Origin of the sequence: Gordonia alkanivorans (genome assembly GCF_004011905.1) — a bacterium.
In the GTDB taxonomy this organism is placed as follows: Bacteria; Actinomycetota; Actinomycetes; order Mycobacteriales; family Mycobacteriaceae; genus Gordonia; species Gordonia alkanivorans.
Map to the genome: position 1 here is coordinate 1467246 of NZ_CP027114.1, position 16195 is coordinate 1483440.

General features: G+C 66.8%; 17 protein-coding genes and 1 tRNA gene. 10 read left to right on the forward strand and 8 right to left on the reverse strand.

Features of this window, described 5'->3' with window-relative positions; translation table 11 throughout:
• The first annotated feature begins 45 nt into the window (after nucleotides 1-45).
• From C5O27_RS06690 to C5O27_RS06710, 5 genes are read left to right on the forward strand one after another with little or no spacing between them, the layout of a single operon-like run.
• Entirely contained in the window at nucleotides 46-390 is a 345-nt protein-coding gene (locus tag C5O27_RS06690; RefSeq protein ID WP_127962239.1) for a phage portal protein, read from the forward strand.
• Nucleotides 347-811, forward strand: a complete 465-nt coding sequence (locus C5O27_RS23120; protein ID WP_164905308.1) for a phage portal protein — start codon at nucleotides 347-349, stop codon at nucleotides 809-811. The genes C5O27_RS06690 and C5O27_RS23120 overlap by 44 nt, the downstream gene beginning before the upstream one ends.
• Entirely contained in the window at nucleotides 781-1092 is a 312-nt protein-coding gene (locus C5O27_RS23125) for a phage portal protein (RefSeq protein ID WP_127962241.1), read from the forward strand. The genes C5O27_RS23120 and C5O27_RS23125 overlap by 31 nt, the downstream gene beginning before the upstream one ends.
• Nucleotides 1089-1286, forward strand: a complete 198-nt coding sequence (locus tag C5O27_RS06705) for a hypothetical protein (protein WP_127962242.1) — start codon at nucleotides 1089-1091, stop codon at nucleotides 1284-1286. Before C5O27_RS23125 ends, C5O27_RS06705 begins: the two co-directional genes overlap by 4 nt.
• Nucleotides 1268-1543, forward strand: coding sequence for a hypothetical protein (locus C5O27_RS06710; protein ID WP_127962243.1), 276 nt, complete (start codon nucleotides 1268-1270; stop codon nucleotides 1541-1543). The genes C5O27_RS06705 and C5O27_RS06710 overlap by 19 nt, the downstream gene beginning before the upstream one ends.
• Before the next feature lie 43 nt (nucleotides 1544-1586).
• Here the strand turns inward: C5O27_RS06710 and C5O27_RS06715 are convergent, their stop codons facing one another.
• The 3 genes from C5O27_RS06715 to C5O27_RS06725 form a co-directional block, all read right to left on the reverse strand.
• The gene (locus C5O27_RS06715; RefSeq protein WP_127962244.1) at nucleotides 1587-2084 is read right to left on the reverse strand and encodes a hypothetical protein; all 498 of its coding nucleotides are present in this window, start codon (nucleotides 2082-2084) and stop codon (nucleotides 1587-1589) included.
• Nucleotides 2085-2303: 219 nt separating this feature from the next.
• Nucleotides 2304-2690 (reverse strand): hypothetical protein, encoded by a 387-nt coding sequence (locus C5O27_RS06720; protein WP_127962245.1) that lies wholly within the window; start codon nucleotides 2688-2690, stop codon nucleotides 2304-2306.
• Nucleotides 2691-2839: 149 nt separating this feature from the next.
• Nucleotides 2840-2910 (reverse strand) — tRNA-Gly (locus C5O27_RS06725).
• Nucleotides 2911-3068: 158 nt separating this feature from the next.
• Between C5O27_RS06725 and C5O27_RS06730 the strand changes: the two genes are divergently transcribed.
• The 4 genes from C5O27_RS06730 (at nucleotide 3069) to C5O27_RS06745 (ending at nucleotide 8549) form a co-directional block, all read left to right on the forward strand.
• Nucleotides 3069-4568, forward strand: coding sequence for an HNH endonuclease (locus C5O27_RS06730; RefSeq protein ID WP_127962246.1), 1500 nt, complete (start codon nucleotides 3069-3071; stop codon nucleotides 4566-4568).
• Between the two features lie 20 nt (nucleotides 4569-4588).
• Nucleotides 4589-5161 carry a dCTP deaminase gene (dcd, locus tag C5O27_RS06735; protein ID WP_006359909.1) on the forward strand — a complete coding sequence of 191 codons (573 nt, stop codon included), beginning with the start codon at nucleotides 4589-4591 and terminating at the stop codon, nucleotides 5159-5161.
• Between the two features lie 76 nt (nucleotides 5162-5237).
• Nucleotides 5238-6674 (forward strand): UDP-glucose dehydrogenase family protein, encoded by a 1437-nt coding sequence (locus tag C5O27_RS06740; protein ID WP_127962247.1) that lies wholly within the window; start codon nucleotides 5238-5240, stop codon nucleotides 6672-6674.
• Nucleotides 6675-6755: 81 nt separating this feature from the next.
• Entirely contained in the window at nucleotides 6756-8549 is a 1794-nt protein-coding gene (locus C5O27_RS06745) for a hypothetical protein (RefSeq protein ID WP_127962248.1), read from the forward strand.
• A gap of 12 nt (nucleotides 8550-8561) precedes the next feature.
• Here C5O27_RS06745 and C5O27_RS06750 read toward each other — a convergent pair whose 3' ends face one another.
• Complete coding sequence (locus tag C5O27_RS06750; RefSeq protein ID WP_127962249.1) at nucleotides 8562-9152, reverse strand: TetR/AcrR family transcriptional regulator; 591 nt, start codon at nucleotides 9150-9152, stop codon at nucleotides 8562-8564.
• A 106-nt stretch (nucleotides 9153-9258) separates the two neighbouring features.
• Between C5O27_RS06750 and C5O27_RS06755 the strand changes: the two genes are divergently transcribed.
• Nucleotides 9259-10884 (forward strand): DHA2 family efflux MFS transporter permease subunit, encoded by a 1626-nt coding sequence (locus C5O27_RS06755; protein ID WP_006359905.1) that lies wholly within the window; start codon nucleotides 9259-9261, stop codon nucleotides 10882-10884.
• Here the strand turns inward: C5O27_RS06755 and C5O27_RS06760 are convergent.
• The 4 genes from C5O27_RS06760 to C5O27_RS06775 form a co-directional block, all read right to left on the reverse strand.
• The gene (locus C5O27_RS06760; RefSeq protein ID WP_127962250.1) at nucleotides 10846-11973 is read right to left on the reverse strand and encodes a PDR/VanB family oxidoreductase; all 1128 of its coding nucleotides are present in this window, start codon (nucleotides 11971-11973) and stop codon (nucleotides 10846-10848) included. The two genes, C5O27_RS06755 and C5O27_RS06760, sit on opposite strands and share 39 nt — an antisense overlap.
• Before the next feature lie 9 nt (nucleotides 11974-11982).
• On the reverse strand, nucleotides 11983-12894 hold the full coding sequence (locus tag C5O27_RS06765; RefSeq protein WP_006359903.1) for a metal-dependent hydrolase: 912 nt from the start codon (nucleotides 12892-12894) through the stop codon (nucleotides 11983-11985).
• Nucleotides 12891-14669 (reverse strand): SDR family oxidoreductase, encoded by a 1779-nt coding sequence (locus C5O27_RS06770; protein ID WP_127962251.1) that lies wholly within the window; start codon nucleotides 14667-14669, stop codon nucleotides 12891-12893. Before C5O27_RS06770 ends, C5O27_RS06765 begins: the two co-directional genes overlap by 4 nt.
• 185 nt (nucleotides 14670-14854) lie before the next feature.
• The gene (locus tag C5O27_RS06775) at nucleotides 14855-16108 is read right to left on the reverse strand and encodes a pyridoxal phosphate-dependent aminotransferase (RefSeq protein ID WP_127962252.1); all 1254 of its coding nucleotides are present in this window, start codon (nucleotides 16106-16108) and stop codon (nucleotides 14855-14857) included.
• Nucleotides 16109-16195 lie beyond the last annotated feature (87 nt).

The window sequence follows — 16195 nt, forward strand, 5'->3', positions numbered from 1 at the left end:
GGAGGTGATTCGGCAAGCGGTCCATTTGGCGGCCGAGGCGTTGCGATGAGGTGGCCGTGGCAGCCGACGACGGATTCGCGGCGGATTGTGCCGCTGGATGAAACGCTGACGCATGACACGGCAACGGTGCTCGACAAGTCGGCCGGTGAGCTGTTCGCGGAGCCGCACCTGCGGACGGTGGTCGACTTCCTGGTGCGGAATGTGGCGCAGCTCGGGCTGCACGTGTTCAGGCGGGACGGCGACGGCGGGCGTGAGCGGGTCCGGGGCTCGAAGCTGGCGGAGCTGTTGGCGCAACCTAATCCGTCGATGACGATCAATGAGCTGGTGTACGCGATCGTTGGCGTCGTTGGCGTTGCATGCCCGGGCGCTGGTGTGGGTCGGCGTGGATGAGGACGGCCTACCGGGTGCTCTGTGGCCGATCGTCGAAGGCTGGATCGTGGACACATACGGGTCGAATGTGTTTCAGATCGGCGGCTACGTAGTCGATGCTGACGGGTCGGGGCGGCGTGTGAAGGTTCCGGCCGACCAGGTGATCGACTTCCACGGTTGGAATCCGATCAGTCCGCGTGTCGGGTCGTCGTCGGTTCATGCGCTGAAAACGATCCTTGCGGAGCAGATTCATGCTCAGACGTTTCGGGATCAGTTGTGGCGCAATGGTGGCCGTGTGGGCACGTATCTGACGCGGCCGACGGGTGCGCCGGAGTCGGGCAATGAGGGCCGAGCGCGGTTCCAGCGTACTTGGCAGACCGCCCATGCGGGCGATGGAAGAAGGTTGGCGGCGTGCCACTGCTCGAAGACGGCATGGAGCTGAAGCGTGTCGGGTTCTCGGCGAAGGACGAAGACTACGTGGAGGGCACCAAGCTGGCGCTGACGACGGTTGCGGCTGTCTACCAGGTGAATCCGACGATGATCGGTGTCCTCAACAACGCGAACTACTCGAAGGTGCGGGAGTTCCGGCGCATGTTGTACGGCGACACGTTGGGGCCGATCCTGTCGATGCTCGCGGCCCGGCTGAATGCGTTCCTGGCGCCGTGTTTCGGCGATACCTGCGAGTACGTGGAGTTCAACACAGGGCAGAAGCTGACAACATGACTGGCGTCCTCAGCGCTGAGGGTGTTCAGGTGCAGGCGTTCGACACCGATCCGATCGCGACCGCTCGGAAGGCGATCACCAAGCTCGAATCGGCCGGGTACGTTCCGGCCGTCTTCGTGCTGCACCCGCTCGACGCCGAGGCGATCGCACTTCAGCGAAACGGGGACAGCCTCGAATGGGCCACACCGCAGTAGATCGTGAGCAGCAGCGCCTGCACGGTGTCTCGTTCGTCGTCTCGACCGCTCTCGATGCGGGTGCGGGTGTCCTGCTCGATGCGTTGGCGGTCCGGGTCGATCGGGGCGCTGAGGGTGTCCGCGTGAAGTGGGGCACGATCGACCAGGATTTCGCGTCGAACGTGCTGCGTATCCGTTCGGAGTTGTGGGCCGGTGTGTCGGTGCTGCGTCCTGGTGGCGTGGTCTCGGTGGAGCTGGCCAAGGCTGCGGGCGTCTGATCGGGTTGCGCCCGGTGCTGACTTCGGTTGGTGCCGGGCGTGCCTACGTACGTGCAATGACCCCGTCGGCTATAGCGGACAGCTCGCGGTCCTCGGGCATATTAAAAACGATACTTCGCGCCTTCGTGACCTCTGTGAGTTTGCATTGGCCTTCGAAACGCGGTCGAATCCCAGCCTCTTCTAGCCTCTTCATCCACCGCACGTGAGGATCGGACGCTTCCCAGGCCGTCGAGAGCCATCCGACCTGCTTGGCTCCGACGAAGGCCGCTACGGCGTGGGGGTTGTCTTTGTTCGGTTTCATGCGAAGCGAGACTTTGAGCTTGCCAAGCGGCAGCGCGTCGACGGTCGCCTGGAAGTGGTCGGTGCCAGCGACTGCGCGGTCGCGTGTACCTGGAACATCAACCGGCTTGGCGCGTCGTTTCTTCTGCGGTGCCGATTGGCTTGGCCTGCGGGTGGGTTTCTTGATTGCTGGAGGTGGGTTCTTCTGTGAGCTTTGCTTGCTCGGCGGATTGGCCTGGAAAAGTCGTTTGAGTATTCCCACGACGCCATTCTGGACCACATCCAACGGCTGGGCGCGGAATCGGAACCCTACGGGTGCCGGTGTCGTTGACCCCATCCTGGCGAATCGACCCACGAACCATGCCCCTATCGCGTCCGGTCACGACCGATCGCCACCTGTCCCGGAGGAGAGGCGGTAACCATGTGGCACCGACTCTCGATTCGCGACGTTTCGAGTGGTGGCGTCGTGGCAGGCGACGACTCAGCTACTGCCAACAGGTCGGTTTAGTCGGACTCTGCGAATAGCGACCAGCGCCCCGGAGCCGGGTCGAACGGCACTACACCAACGGGGCTGGTCGAGTGTCGGCAGGGAGAGGGCACGCTGATACGCGAGCGTGGCGCCGATCTGGGCGAAGACGGGCCGGTCCCGTGCGGTCAGTTCGTTCACGCGAGCGGTGAGGGATGCCCGAATGTAGGTGCGGTCAGTGCCGGGATCGTCGGTGCGGATTGTGTCGAGCACGTCCGCGATGTGTTCGGCTGCGGCCATGTAACCGTCTGCCTGTTCGGCGTTGGTGCGGCAGAGGTCGGGGTAGGCGCGACATACGTGGCTGATGACGGTGGCGGCGGTAGCGTGAGTTTCACGATTCATGCGAAGTGCCTCGAGTGAGTCGAGACCCGGGATGCCGCGCGGCAACGCTGGCCGGGGTCGATCTATTCACGGAGGCCGAGTGTCGCAACAAGGTTGCAACGCAAGTCCCAGAGATGCTGGCCGAGGTAAAAATGTCGTTTGACCTGCGGAGCCGATGACGGGAATCGAACCCGCGTATTCAGCTTGGGAAGCTGATGTTCTGCCATTGAACTACATCGGCGCGCGAGCGCTGGGCTCGCGACCGAAAGCCTAGCAAACCGCGGTCGGGGTCTTCGCGAGCGGCGCGAAACTTCTTCCAGAACCGGGTTGCGTACCTGCGCAGATGCACGTACACTCGAACATAGTTTCGAGTAAAGCCATGATGACGGGGGTTAAATCATGGCTTTCTGCGAGCCATCTGCATCACAACCACTTCTTCTCGACCAGTACGAGCGTCTGCACGCACTGCTGGACGAGATCAGCGAGACTGCGTCCACGGACTGTTCCGACACCGACCTGCTCAAGGTCGCGATCGAGCACGAACGCGCCGAGCGTCGCATGCTCACGTCGTTCGCCGCCCACATCATCGACATCGACGAACGCTCCGCATATCGGAAAGCCGGCAGCCAGACCGTCACCAACTTCGTCTCCAGCGTGCTCAACCGCAGCGGAGAAGCCAATCGGCTACTGAACCGCGTGTGGGCAATCGGGAAGTTCCCCGACATGCAGGGCGAGGTGCTCGAGTCGCGATTCCCGGAGACCGCCAAAGGCGTTGCCGAAGGCGGGATCTCCGGGAGGAACGTCGACGTGATCGTCGAGGTGATGAAAAAGGTCCCGGCTGCCGCCGACCCGGCCGACCGTGAAGCCGCCGAGGCGACGCTTGCGCATTACGCGCGCGACTACGATCCGTCGTCGCTGCGCCAACTCGGCGCACGCATCCTCGCGCACCTCGACCCCGATGGGAGCCTCACCGACGATCGCGATCGCGCCCGCATGCGCGGCATGCGCCTCGGTCCGCAGGACGCGCAGCTGATGTCCAAGCTGACGGCCACCCTCGATCCCAAGACCCGCGCGATGCTCGACGTCGTGCTGGCGGTGTGGGCAGCGCCGGGTATGAACAACCCCGACGACCCGGAGTCACCCGTCGGAGACCCCGGCAGTGCTGATCCCGATGCCCTCGCGGCCGCGGTCGAACGCGACGACCGGTCGGCCGCGAAGCGCAACCACGATGCGTTCAGTGCGCTGCTGCGCTGCGTCCTCGACGGAGGTGCGCTCGGCGGTTCTCATCATGGACTGCCGCCACACGTCATCGTCACGATCACCGAATCGGCGCTCCGCGAGCGTGCCGGGGCTCCCGCGCGCACCGCAACGGGCACCCTGCTTCCGATCAAGGACGCCGTCGAACTCGCCGCCGAGTCGCAGCAGTACCTCGAGGTGTTCCGCGACCACACCAGCGAGGTCCTCTACCTCGGACGAGCCAAGCGCCTGGCATCCCGGGCCCAGCGGATCGCCGCGGTGGGCCGCGATGGTGGCTGCACGTGCCCACGCTGCACGCGGTCGTCCTTCGACTCCGAACTCCACCACGTGGCCGAATGGACGGCCGACGACGGCCCCACCGACATCGACAACATGACCACCGCATGCGGCCCGCACAACCGTGCGGTCGGCCCCGGCGACGACCAGTGGGCCACCACGATCGCCACCGCTGGGGTCGACGCAGGCCGCGTCGTCTGGCACCCCCCGATGTCGCACCCGGATCAGACCCCGAGGGTCAATCACGCCAACCGCACCGACGAGGTCCTCAACCGCATGCGCGCCGACGCCCGACGACGCCGGTCGGGCGGCCACCGGGGAGGCGAATCTTCCGGGCCGTCGGACACCGCCGCAGATCCACCGTGACCATTCGATAACCTCGACACGTGCTGCTCTCCGACCGCGACATCCGCTCCGAGATCGCTGACGGGCGCCTCGCCATCGATCCATTCGATCCTGCGCTCGTCCAGCCCTCAAGCGTCGACGTCCGGCTCGACAGTCTGTTCCGCGTGTTCAACAACACCCGGTACACCCACATCGACCCGGCCCAACGCCAAGACGAACTCACCACCCTCGTCGAACCGACAGAGGGTGAGCCTTTTGTGCTGCACCCGGGTGAGTTCGTGCTGGGCTCCACCCTCGAGGTGTGCAGCCTGCCCGACGACCTCGCCGGACGCCTCGAAGGAAAGTCGTCGCTGGGTCGCCTCGGCCTCCTGACCCACTCGACCGCCGGCTTCATCGACCCCGGCTTCTCCGGCCACATCACCCTGGAACTCTCCAACGTGGCCAACCTGCCGATCACACTGTGGCCAGGCATGAAGATCGGCCAGCTGTGCCTCATCCGCCTCAGCAGCCCGGCCGAGCACCCCTACGGCAGCGAGAAGGTCGGCTCGAAGTACCAGGGACAACGCGGCCCCACCCCGTCCAAGGCGTACCTGAACTTCATCAAGAACGACTGACAGTTCACCCACCCGATCACCACACGCAACGCGACGGTTGGTTGGCGGCACACCTGCCTGGGTAATCGTTGCGACCATGAAGCTCACGGTGATCGGTTGCGGGTACCTCGGCGCGACGCACGCGGCCTGCATGGCCGAACTCGGCCACGACGTCGTCGGTATCGACATCGACCCGCAGAAGGTCGAACGCCTGCAGGCCGGCGACGTCCCGTTCTTCGAACCCGGGCTCTCCGACATCCTTCGCCGCAACCTCGACGCCGGGCGACTGCGCTTCACCACCGACCATTCGGTCGCCGCCGACCACGCCTCGGTCCACTTCATCGGCGTCGGCACCCCGCAGGAGGTGCGAGGACACCGCGCCGACCTGTCCCACGTCCACGCGGCCGTCGATGCGCTCGTGCCCACGCTGCGGGGCACCCACGTTCTGATCGGCAAGTCCACCGTCCCCGTCGGCACGTGCGAGGAACTCTCGCACCGCATCTCGCACCTCTCGGCCCCCGGAGCCGACGTCGAGTTGTCGTGGAGTCCGGAGTTCCTGCGCGAAGGCTTCGCCGTCGAGGACACCCTCGCGCCCGACCGGATGGTCGTCGGCGTCGGACGGCTCGTCGACGACCCGCGGGTCCCGCAAGTGGAATCCCTGGCCGGCGAGGTCATCCGGGACATCTATCGCGAAGTGCTCGAAACCGGTATCCCGTTCATCGAGACCGATTGGGCCACCGCTGAACTGGTCAAGGTGTCCGCGAACGCCTTTCTCGCGACGAAGATCTCGTTCATCAACGCGATGAGTGAACTGTGTGAGATCGCCGGCGCCGACGTCGGCACACTCGCTGACGCGATGGGCCACGACGCCCGGATCGGACGGCGATTCCTGAACGCGGGACTGGGATTCGGCGGCGGCTGCCTGCCCAAGGACATCCGGGCGCTGACCGCCCGTGCCGACGAGATGGGCGCACCTCGCGCGGTCGGGTTTCTGCGCGAGGTCGACGCCATCAACATGCGACGACGCGGTGCCGCCGCGGAACTGGTCGCCGAAGCGCTCGGGGGAGAGGTGCTGGGTCGCAACGTCGCCGTCCTCGGAACCGCATTCAAGCCGGAGAGCGACGACGTCCGGGACTCTCCCGCACTCGCCGTCGCGGGCCGTCTCGCACTCGACGGTGCATCGGTCACCGTGTTCGACCCTCAGGCCATGGACAATTCGCGTCGGGTGCTACCGATGCTGAGCTATGCGAGCTCGGCGCGCGCGGCCTGCGATCGAGCGGATGTCGTCGTCGTCGCAACCGAATGGGCGGAGTTCGTGCACATGTCCCCGGACGAGCTCGCACCGGTGGTGCGGCACAAGCGCATCGTCGACGCGAGGCGCTGCCTGGACTCTCAGGCCTGGCGGTCGGCGGGGTGGGACTACCGCGCGCTCGGCGGGCCCGTGCCCGCGCGAAAAACTGAGACAACTACTTCGTTCACGCAGGTGAACGGGTTGCCGTCGAAAGCGATTCCCCGCGTAGACGTGTTAGGTTGAACCCCGCGATTGATCAGGGGGGGACCTTCTCGCCGTGGGGGCGTGCTGGGCGAGGTGCACACAAGTGCAGGAATTAATCAGATGACCGACACAGTGTTCGATTCGGCTGTGGGGCCGGCCTCTGCGGCAGCAGAGATCCCGGTGAACCCCACAGTGCTCGACGACGTGCGGTCCAAACTCCGTTCGCGCGGTCTGGACGACGATCCTCAAGTGGTTCTCCTGGGGCTCGACGGGAACGGATGCGTGTCGGTCGGACGTTTCGACACATCCCGCGGCACGGTCGCCGACACGTACGCCGACGCCGCGCTGTCGCTCGGAGCGCTCGACCGTGCCATCGCCGACCACCTGACCCGGATCGGACGGGTCGAATCCCCGACCTCGCCCGAGTGGCAGGACGAACTCTTCGAGCTCATCTCGCGCGGACGTGAACGACTGCAGGATTCCGATGGCACTTTTTTGATGGGACGCCGCCATATTCGGTTGTTCCGGATTGCGCGGCGAGATGTCGAGGAGGCCGGTGGTGCGCTCATCGCACGCGGTGAAGAGTTGGCTCGTGCGGCGGTGGCCGGCGCGCAGGCCCATGCAGTCGTCATCGCCGACGGCCTGGGCGTGTGGCCGGGTCTCCGCGACGGGATCGCGAAAGCCGTACCGGTACCGATCGTCGACGCCGCTCCCGGTCCGTTGACCGACGCAGTACCAGCCGGGCCGCTCGGTGTACCCCAAGAAAAGCCCGAGGTACGCCAAGACAAGCCCGAGGTACCCCAAGACGAGCCCGAGCCAACAGTGACCGCCGAGAGTGACGCGACCGGTACCGACAGCCCGCCCACGACCGTCGAGGAGCCCGCGGCCGACAGCAACAGCGCTGACTCCGCAGAGGTCGCCGACGCGACCGACAGCTCAGACCCGGCCGAGCCGGAACCCGTGGACGACCGAGACGAGACACCGGCGTCCATGCAGGCGGAGGCGGCCGAGACGTCGGACGGTCGCGAGTCCGACCGTGACGACAGCGAGGCCGACCGTGACGACAGCGAGGCCGAGGTCGAGGACGTCGTCGACTCTGCGCCAGAGGACCTCGTCGACGTGGCGCCCGAGCGTGCTGCCGACGAGGTGACCGCGCCGACCGCTCCGAAGGTGTCCGGGTCCGTCGGGCCTGACGACGCCCCGACCGGCAAACTCGCGCTGCCGTTCGATTCGCCGGCCGGAAGCCCCGGTCGCTCAGGTGATTTCCCGGTCATAGGTGCCGAGCAGATGTTCCAGGCGCCTGTTGCGCACCCGGTGGACCTTGCTCCCGCAACGGCTTTCGGTGCCCTGACGGCACATTCCGGACCCCCGCCGGTTCCGGAATCCGTGCCGGTTCAACACCACACGCCGGTCTCCCCCGAGGGCAGCTTCCGGACGCCGCGGCCCGATGCCGGCCATCCCGGTGCGGGCCCGACCCCTGACATGCCGCCGCATGTGAACGTCCCTGTACCGGAACCACATTCATTGGTCAATCAGCCAGGTCCGGCGCCGGTTCGTCCTCGGCGTGAGGTCCCGGCGAAGCGGGTGTTGGCAGGAGTGGCACTGGTGTGCGCGCTCGCCATCATCGGGGTGGCGGTCGCGCTGGCCGCGGGCGGCAGCAACGGTTCCTCCCCGGCGCCGGTCGCCGGTCCTACCACGCCGACCACGACGGCGCCGACCACCCAGGAGTACGCCGATCCGGCCATCTTCGCGGAGGCACGTCAACCGGCTCAGCGCTACACGCCACCGCCACCGCCCGTGGCGACGAACGAGCCGGCACCTGCACCTCGACCCCGCTCCCGCGCACCGCGACCGCAGCGTGGTGTGACGATCCCGAATCCGATCCCCGGACTGCCGCCGATCGTCCTGCCGTGATCGGGCAGGGGTTCACTCGGCAGGCTGTGCCCGCAGACCCCGCGCGATGAAGTCGAGTACGTTCTCGTAGTTCGTGTCGGCATCGACGTTCGGCGGCAGCGCACCCATGAGTTCCAGACTCACCGCCCCGTGCACCGCCGACCAGGTCTGCATCGCGAGCGTCGTCGGGTCGCCCGTCGCGACCACGCCCGCGACCTGGCCGTAGCGGATGACGTCGACCAGCACCTCGAACGCATGAGCCGCGACCTCGAGGTCCGGTGTGCACCGGGCGGAGAACATCAGTCCGTAGACCACGGGACTCGACGTGGCAAAGCGACGGTAACCGCGCCCCGAGCTCCGCAGGCGCGTGGACGGATCGTCGTCCGACGCGGCCACCGCACGACCCAGCTCGGCGTAACCGTCGGTGACCAGCGCATCCAGCAGCCCGTCGCGGCCGTCGAAGTGGTTGTAGACGCCCATCGGCGCGACCTTCGCCTCGGCCGCCGCCGCTCGCACGGTCAGTCCCGCCTCGCCGTCGCGCTCGAGGATCGTGCGGCCGGCACGGATGAGGGATGACCGGACTTCGGCGGCTGAGGTTCGCGTGCGCGGCTTCGCGGGAGACATATTGACAAGCTACTAGCACGGTGTTCTTCTTGTATAGAACGGTGTTCTACAACAGTGGTACGGCGTTCCATATCTGAACTCTCGCTCACGGAACAGGAGAATGCCGATGCGTACTGGACGTATGGGCTCACGCTGGTGGGCGCTCGGCGCCCTCAGCTTTGCCGAACTGCTGGTCATGATCGACAACACGATCGTCAACGTCGCCCTGCCGACGCTGGCCCGCGACCTCGACGCCGGGATCTCCGGCCTGCAATGGATCGTCGACGCGTACACGCTCGTCTTCGCCGGCCTCCTCCTGACCGGCGGCTATCTGGGCGACCGGTTCGGTCACCGGCGGATGCTCCTCACCGGTGTCATCGGCTTCATGGCGGTGTCGGTCCTCGCTGCGTCGTCGCAGAGCCTCGGACAGCTCATCGCTTCCCGCGGCGGCCTCGGACTCTTTGCGGCACTGGTGTTCCCAGCGACGCTGGCGATCATCACGACGATCTTCGCCGACGCCAAGGAGCGGGCGATGGCCGTCGGCATCTGGGCGGCCGTCTCGGGTATCGCCGTCGCCATCGGTCCCGTGACGGGTGGCTGGTTGCTCGAGCACTTCTCGTGGACCTCGGTGTTCTGGGTCAACGTCCCGTTCGGGCTGGCCGCGCTCGCCGTGATCCTCGCGGTCGTGCCCGGTACCCGGCCACTGGCGGTGCCCCGATTCGACGCTGTCGGAGTGAGTCTCTCGGTCGCCGGTCTGGGGTTGCTCACGTACACCCTGATCGAAGCGCCGCACGTCGGTTGGGGTGAGACCCGCACGGTCCTCGGAATCGTCGCTGCTCTTGCGATTCTGGCCGTGTTCGTCGTGACCCAACTGCGTATCGCCCATCCCATCCTCGACGTGCGGCTGTTTGCCAACCGGCACTTCGCCACCGCGGCCGGGATGATCAGCGTGGCGTTCTTCGCGCTCTTCGGGTTCATCTTCCTGATCACCCAGTTCTTCCAGGCGGTCAAGGGTTACGGCCCACTCGCCGCCGGTGTGCGAACCCTGCCGTTCGCCATCGTGATGGCGGTGCTGTCGCCGGTGGCGATGGCTCTCTCACACCGGTTCGGGGCGCGCTACGTCGCGGTGACGGGTGCCTTCCTGATGTCCGGTGGGTTCGCGCTCGTCGAGTTGTCCTCGCGGACATCGGGATACTGGGAGCTCATCGTCTGGGCGATGTTGCTGATGGCCGCCGGCCTGGCGTTCATCTCGGGTCCGTGCACGCAGCTCATCATGGATGCGCTGCGTCCGGAACAGGCTGGTGCGGGCAGTGCGGTCAACGACACCACCCGCGAGATCGGCGGCACGCTCGGCGTCGCGGTACTCGGCTCGATCCTGACCTCGGCCTATGTCGCCGGCATCGGGGATCGGCTGTCGGGCAGTGGGTTACCGCGCGAGGTGGTCGCCACCGCGGAACAGTCGGTGATGGCCGGGGTCGAGGTCGCCGGCCGGGTGCCCGCCGCCATGAGCGACACGGTCCGCGCCGCGGTCCAGGAGGTCTTCATGGACGGCCTGCACAACGCGGTGTGGGCGGCGGTGGCCATCACCGCGGCAGCCGGTGTGGCAGCGGTGTTCCTGCTACGCGGCACGGTTGCCGGGCGTCACGTGCCCTTCGAGACGCATCCTCCGCAAGCTCCTCAGGGAACAGGGGTTGCGCGTGCGCGGGGGGATGTCTCACAGATCGAGCGTGAGGTTCCCGCCGGCACTGCGTGACACGCAGGTCAGCATCGTCCCGGCCTCGCGTTCGGGCTCGGTCAGGATGTTGTCGCGGTGATCGATGTCGCCGGACAACGTCCTGACCTTGCATGTGCCGCAGAAGCCTTGCTGACACGAGTACGGCACCGACGGCATCACCCGCCGGATCGCCGCGAGCGCCGACTCGTCGGCGGCCACCGGGATCTGTGCACCCGTGGACGCCAGCGTCACCGTGAACGGTGAGCCGTTCTCCACCGGAGGCGGACTGAAGCGCTCGTAGTGCAGTTCGATGTCGGCGCGGTCGGCCAGATGGCGGCGGAGGCTCTCCAGCATCGGCACCGGCCCGCAGCAGTACACGGCGAGATCGGCGTCGGAATCGGGGACCGGGCCGACCAGCTCCGACATGGTCGGGAGTCCGTGCTGATCGTCGGTCCGGATGGTGATGCGGTCGCCGAACTTCGCGACCTCGTCGAGGAAGGGGATCGAGTCCGCGGAGCGCCCGGTGTAGATCATCGACCAGTCCAGCCCGAAGCGCTCGGCCACCGCGAGCATCGGCAGGATCGGCGTGATGCCGATCCCGGCGGCGATGAAGCGAATCCGACGTGCGGGGGAGCCGTGGCCGGGAACCGCCAGCGGAAAAGCGTTGCGCGGACCCTTGATCGACACCACATCCCCGACCTCCAGGGCGTCATGGACCTCGATCGAACCCCCGCCGCCGTCGGGGATGCGACGCACCGCGATGCGGTAGTGCTCGCGATCGGCGGTGTCGCCGCACAGCGAATATTCTCGCATCCGCCCGGATGGCAGCAGCGCGTCGATGTGGGCGCCGGCGTGCCAGGACGGCAACACGCCCCCATCGGCGGCGGCCAGCGTCAGCGCGATCACGTTCTCGTCATATGCGACGACTTCGCGATTCACGATGCGCACCCGAGTGATCCCAGGGTTGACCGGTGCCGGCCTCAACGGGGACAGCGGGCGCCACGCAGGCCACCAGGCCCGCATGAACGCGGTGCCGACCGTGAGGATCGGATCACGGCGCCACCGCCCGTAGAGATGTGGGGGCGGTTGGGTCAGGCTCGTCGAATGTGGATGTGCGCGTTGATTCATCGGAGTCCCTCACGCGGCGTTGCGCGCGGCCGGCGACGAAGCGAGGTAGGCGACGGCCTGGGCGGTGCTGCCGATCTGCTCCGGGCGGAACCCGGGACGGAAGTAACTGAACGTGGAGAAGACGATGCTCCGCAGCGGCGGGAGCACGTCGGCGCGTACGCCGCGGTGGAACTGCCACTTCTTCTGGATGTAGTTGAAGGACACCGACGTGTCCTGCTTCATGATGAAGCGGTATCCGCGCTGCACCAGGAACAGCAGTATCGGGAGGACGGCGAGCATCGCGCGCCCGCGGCGCAGGTAGCTGTCCCCGAAGTACGCGGCGACGTCGTGCGCGACGGCGCGGTGTTCGACTTCCTCGGCGCCGTGCCACATGAACAGGTCGGCCATCGTTGGATGCGCGCCTGCCTCGATCCAGTTGTTGTTCAACGCGAAATCGCCGAGCACTGCGGTGTAGTGCTCGAGCGCCGCGATCAGCCACAGGCGCTCGACGAGGTGCTTGTGGCGGGCCTCGGTGGAGCCGCTCGTCGCCGGACCGAGAACCCGACGGAAGATCCACTCCATCTGCAGCTGGTAGGGGCGGGGATCGATGCCGTGGTGATCGAGGAACTCCCACAGCACGTGGTCGTGGGCCTCGGCGTGCATGGCCTCCTGGCCGATGAAACCTCGCATCCGGGAGGCGAGTTCCTCGTCGGCGACCAGCGGCAGCGCCTCGTTGTAGGTCTGCACGAACCAGCGCTCACCCTCCGGTAGAAGGAGATTCAGCACGCTGATGAAGTTCGAAGCGACGGGGTGACCGGGAATCCAGTGCAGGGGGACGTCGTCCCAGTCGAAGGCCACATTGCGGGCGTGTAGTTCGACGGGTCCGGGATCGGCCTGATCGGTCGGGGACAGATCGGGACGCGGGCGTTCGACGGTGCTCATCCGGTGACCTTCTGTCGGGCGCCGATGCGCGACAACCACGGCGCGAAACGGTAGATGCGATAGCCGACCTTCGCCTCGGGCGTCACCGGGACGACGGCCTTGTTGTGCTCGATGGCCGAGACGATCTCGGTGGCCACCCGATCCGGGGTGAAGCCACGACGCTGATAGAAGCGGTCCAGGCGATCCCGTTGTGACTGTTCGGAAGCGGAGTCGAGACCGGCGATCGGCGTCGACGCCACGATGTTGGTGTCGACGATGCCCGGGCAGATGGCGCTCACGCCGATGCGGTGCTCGGCGAGCTCGGCCCGCAGCGACTCGGAGAACAGCAGGACACCGGCCTTCGACGCCGAGTACAACCCGAGGCTGCGCGAAGGCGTGAACGCCGCGGCCGACGAGACGTTGACGATGTGTCCGCCGACCCCGCGTTCCACCATCTGCCGGCCGAACTCGCGGCTCCCGGTGATGACGCCGCGCAGGTTGACGTCGAGGAGTCGGTCGACCTGCTCGTCGGTAGCGGCGAGAGCTCCACCGGCCAAACCGATTCCGGCGTTGTTGAGCACGACGTCGGGGACGCCGTGCTGCTCGCGGACCGCCGCGGCGAAGGACACGAACGCGTCGGTGTCGGAGACGTCGAGCAGGTAGGCGTGAGCCACCGCCCCGGCGACCTTGCAGGCCTGCTCGGTTTCGGCCGCGGTGTCCAGATTCCGATCGGCGAGCACGAGTTCGCAGCCGCGCTCGGCGAGAAGAAGTGCGGTCTCCCGCCCGATACCGCTACCCGCACCGGTGATCACGACAAGCTTGCCGGCAAGGGGTTTCGGTTCGCCGAACACCCTCGACCGTTCGACGGTCGGCGGGGAGTCGCCGCCGGTCTGGGCGGCCAGAAAGTCCAGGACCGTCTCGGTCAGATAATCCGGGTTGGTGTACGGCAACCAGTGGCCGGTGGGGGTGTCGCGTCGCCACAGCTTCGCCGCAAAGGTCGGGGTGTTCTCGTAGATGGCCGGGCGCAGGGCGATGTCGCGTTCGTTGACCACCTGCAGGACGGGCACCGTTGTCGGGCGCGGCTCCGGACGGAGGAGCTTCTGGCGGATGTTGGCTCGGTACAACGCGAGCCCGGTGATCATGTCGCGGCGTAGGGTTCCGGCGACGACGACGTTCTCCGGTGGCGTGCCCTCGACGGTGTGCAGGAAACGCTTCCACGCCCGCGGATTCCCAAGCGCGGTCAGCAGCGCGTTCGGGAGTACGGGAAGCTGGAACAACCCCGTGTAGGCCGACGAGAGCGATTGCGTCGCAATGGTTCGCACGCGGTGGGGCGTCGGACGGGTCAGCCCGTTGCGGAGGAAGTGGCCGAGGTGATCGAGATTCGGCCCGGAGACCGAGACGAAGGATGCGATGCGGGTGTGCGCCCGCGGCCGGCTCACGGCCTCCCACGCCTGGACCGAACCCCAGTCGTGACCGACGACGTGGACGGGAGCGTCGGGGCTGACGGCTTCGGCGACGGCGAAGAGGTCGTCGGCGAGCTCGGCCAGCCGGTACGCCCCGACCTTGCGCGGGCGATCGCTCTCGCCGAAGCCGCGGCAGTCGTAGGCCACCACGTGGTACTTCTCGGCGAGCCGGGGCGCGATGTGCGTCCAGAGGTGGTGAGTGTCGGGCCAGCCGTGAACCAGCAGGACCGTCGGATTCCCCGGGTCGCCGAGCTCGAAGGTCGCCAGCGTGACGTCGCCGGACACCGTCCCCCGCCGCCAGTCGGGCCGCACCTGCACTGCCTGTTCGGACATCCGTGTCACCTCGCTGTAGACCCCGATTGGAGTTACACGTTACCAACGGTTACATAAATGTCTAGACCCTTGCGCGAACCCGTCTCAGTGCGGATTCCCCGGTTACGCGGACCGAAACCAGACCGGGACGCGAAAAGGCCCGGGTCCACTGAGACCCGGGCCTGCCTCCGCGTGGGAGCTGCCGCCTACTGGCGGTACGAGGACAAGAAGTTGCCGATCCGCTCGACGGCCTCTTTGAGGTCGCGTGACCACGGCAGCGTGACGATGCGGAAGTGGTTCGTGTCATCGAGGTTGAACCCGCTGCCCTGCACGACGAGGATCTTCTCCTGCAGCAGCAGGTCCTGGACGAACAGCTCGTCGTCGTGGATCTCGTGCACCTCGGGATCGAGGCGCGGGAAGGCGTACAGGGCGCCCTTGGGCTTCACGCAGCTGACGCCGGGGATCTCGTTGAGCTTCTCCCAGGTGACGTTGCGCTGCTCGTAGAGCCGGCCGCCGGGGGAGACGAGCGCATCGATGGACTGATAGCCGCCGAGCGCCACCTGAATGGCGTGCTGCCCAGGCACATTCGCGCACAGTCGAGTGGAGGCGAGGATGCCCATGCCCTCGATGAATCCCTTGGCGTGTTCCTTCGGGCCGGTCATCACGACCCAGCCGGCGCGGTACCCGCACACCCGGTACGCCTTCGACAGGCCGTTGAAGGTCAGGCACAGCAGATCGGGAGCCAACGACGCGACGTTCACGTGCTCGGCGTCGTCGTAGATGATCTTGTCGTAGATCTCGTCGGCCAGGATCAGCAGCGAGTGCTGACGGGCCAGTTCGACGAGCTGCTGCAGGACTTCGCGTGAGTAGACCGCACCCGTCGGGTTGTTGGGGTTGATGATGACGATCGCCTTGGTGCGGTCGGTGATCTTCGACGCGATGTCGGCGATGTCGGGGTTCCAGCCGTTCGCCTCGTCGCAGCGATAGTGGACGGGGGTGCCCCCGGAAAGCGACGTCATCGCCGTCCAGAGCGGATAGTCCGGTGCCGGGATCAGGACCTCGTCGCCGTCGTTCAGCAGCGCCTGCATCGTCATCGTGATGAGCTCGGAGACACCGTTGCCCAGGATGACGTCGTCGACGTCGAAGTAGGGGAAGTCGGGGATCAGCTCGTACCGCGTCACCACCGAACGCCGGGCGGACAGCACACCGGCGGACTCGGAATATCCCTGCGAGTACGGGAGTGCGTGGATCATGTCGCGCATGATCACGTCGGGCGCCTCGAACCCGAACAGGGCCGGGTTGCCGATGTTCAGCTTGAGGATGCGATGGCCCTCCGCCTCGAGCCGCTGCGCGTGCGCGTGTACGGGTCCGCGGATCTCGTAGCACACGTTCTGCAGCTTGAGCGACTGCTCGAGCGGCTTGAGGTTCTGGTTCAGATGCGACACATGGGGCCTACTCACGAGTTCAATTGTCGCAGCCGGATGCAAATGGGTTTCCGCCAGTGCTGTCCGACCGTGGTCCAGAGCACGAAAAACGGGCCCCGACCG

What these genes read in the sequence shown, in the direction of transcription:
- C5O27_RS06690 (WP_127962239.1), top strand. Translation starts at nt 46, where the DNA reads ATGAGGTGGCCGTGGCAGCCGACGACGGATTCGCGGCGGATTGTGCCG.
- C5O27_RS06705 (WP_127962242.1), top strand. Translation starts at nt 1,089, where the DNA reads ATGACTGGCGTCCTCAGCGCTGAGGGTGTTCAGGTGCAGGCGTTCGAC.
- C5O27_RS06710 (WP_127962243.1), top strand. Translation starts at nt 1,268, where the DNA reads ATGGGCCACACCGCAGTAGATCGTGAGCAGCAGCGCCTGCACGGTGTC.
- C5O27_RS06720 (WP_127962245.1), bottom strand. Translation starts at nt 2,690, where the DNA reads ATGAATCGTGAAACTCACGCTACCGCCGCCACCGTCATCAGCCACGTA.
- C5O27_RS06730 (WP_127962246.1), top strand. Translation starts at nt 3,069, where the DNA reads ATGGCTTTCTGCGAGCCATCTGCATCACAACCACTTCTTCTCGACCAG.
- C5O27_RS06740 (WP_127962247.1), top strand. Translation starts at nt 5,238, where the DNA reads ATGAAGCTCACGGTGATCGGTTGCGGGTACCTCGGCGCGACGCACGCG.
- C5O27_RS06745 (WP_127962248.1), top strand. Translation starts at nt 6,756, where the DNA reads ATGACCGACACAGTGTTCGATTCGGCTGTGGGGCCGGCCTCTGCGGCA.
- C5O27_RS06750 (WP_127962249.1), bottom strand. Translation starts at nt 9,152, where the DNA reads ATGTCTCCCGCGAAGCCGCGCACGCGAACCTCAGCCGCCGAAGTCCGG.
- C5O27_RS06755 (WP_006359905.1), top strand. Translation starts at nt 9,259, where the DNA reads ATGCGTACTGGACGTATGGGCTCACGCTGGTGGGCGCTCGGCGCCCTC.
- C5O27_RS06760 (WP_127962250.1), bottom strand. Translation starts at nt 11,973, where the DNA reads ATGAATCAACGCGCACATCCACATTCGACGAGCCTGACCCAACCGCCC.
- C5O27_RS06765 (WP_006359903.1), bottom strand. Translation starts at nt 12,894, where the DNA reads ATGAGCACCGTCGAACGCCCGCGTCCCGATCTGTCCCCGACCGATCAG.
- C5O27_RS06770 (WP_127962251.1), bottom strand. Translation starts at nt 14,669, where the DNA reads ATGTCCGAACAGGCAGTGCAGGTGCGGCCCGACTGGCGGCGGGGGACG.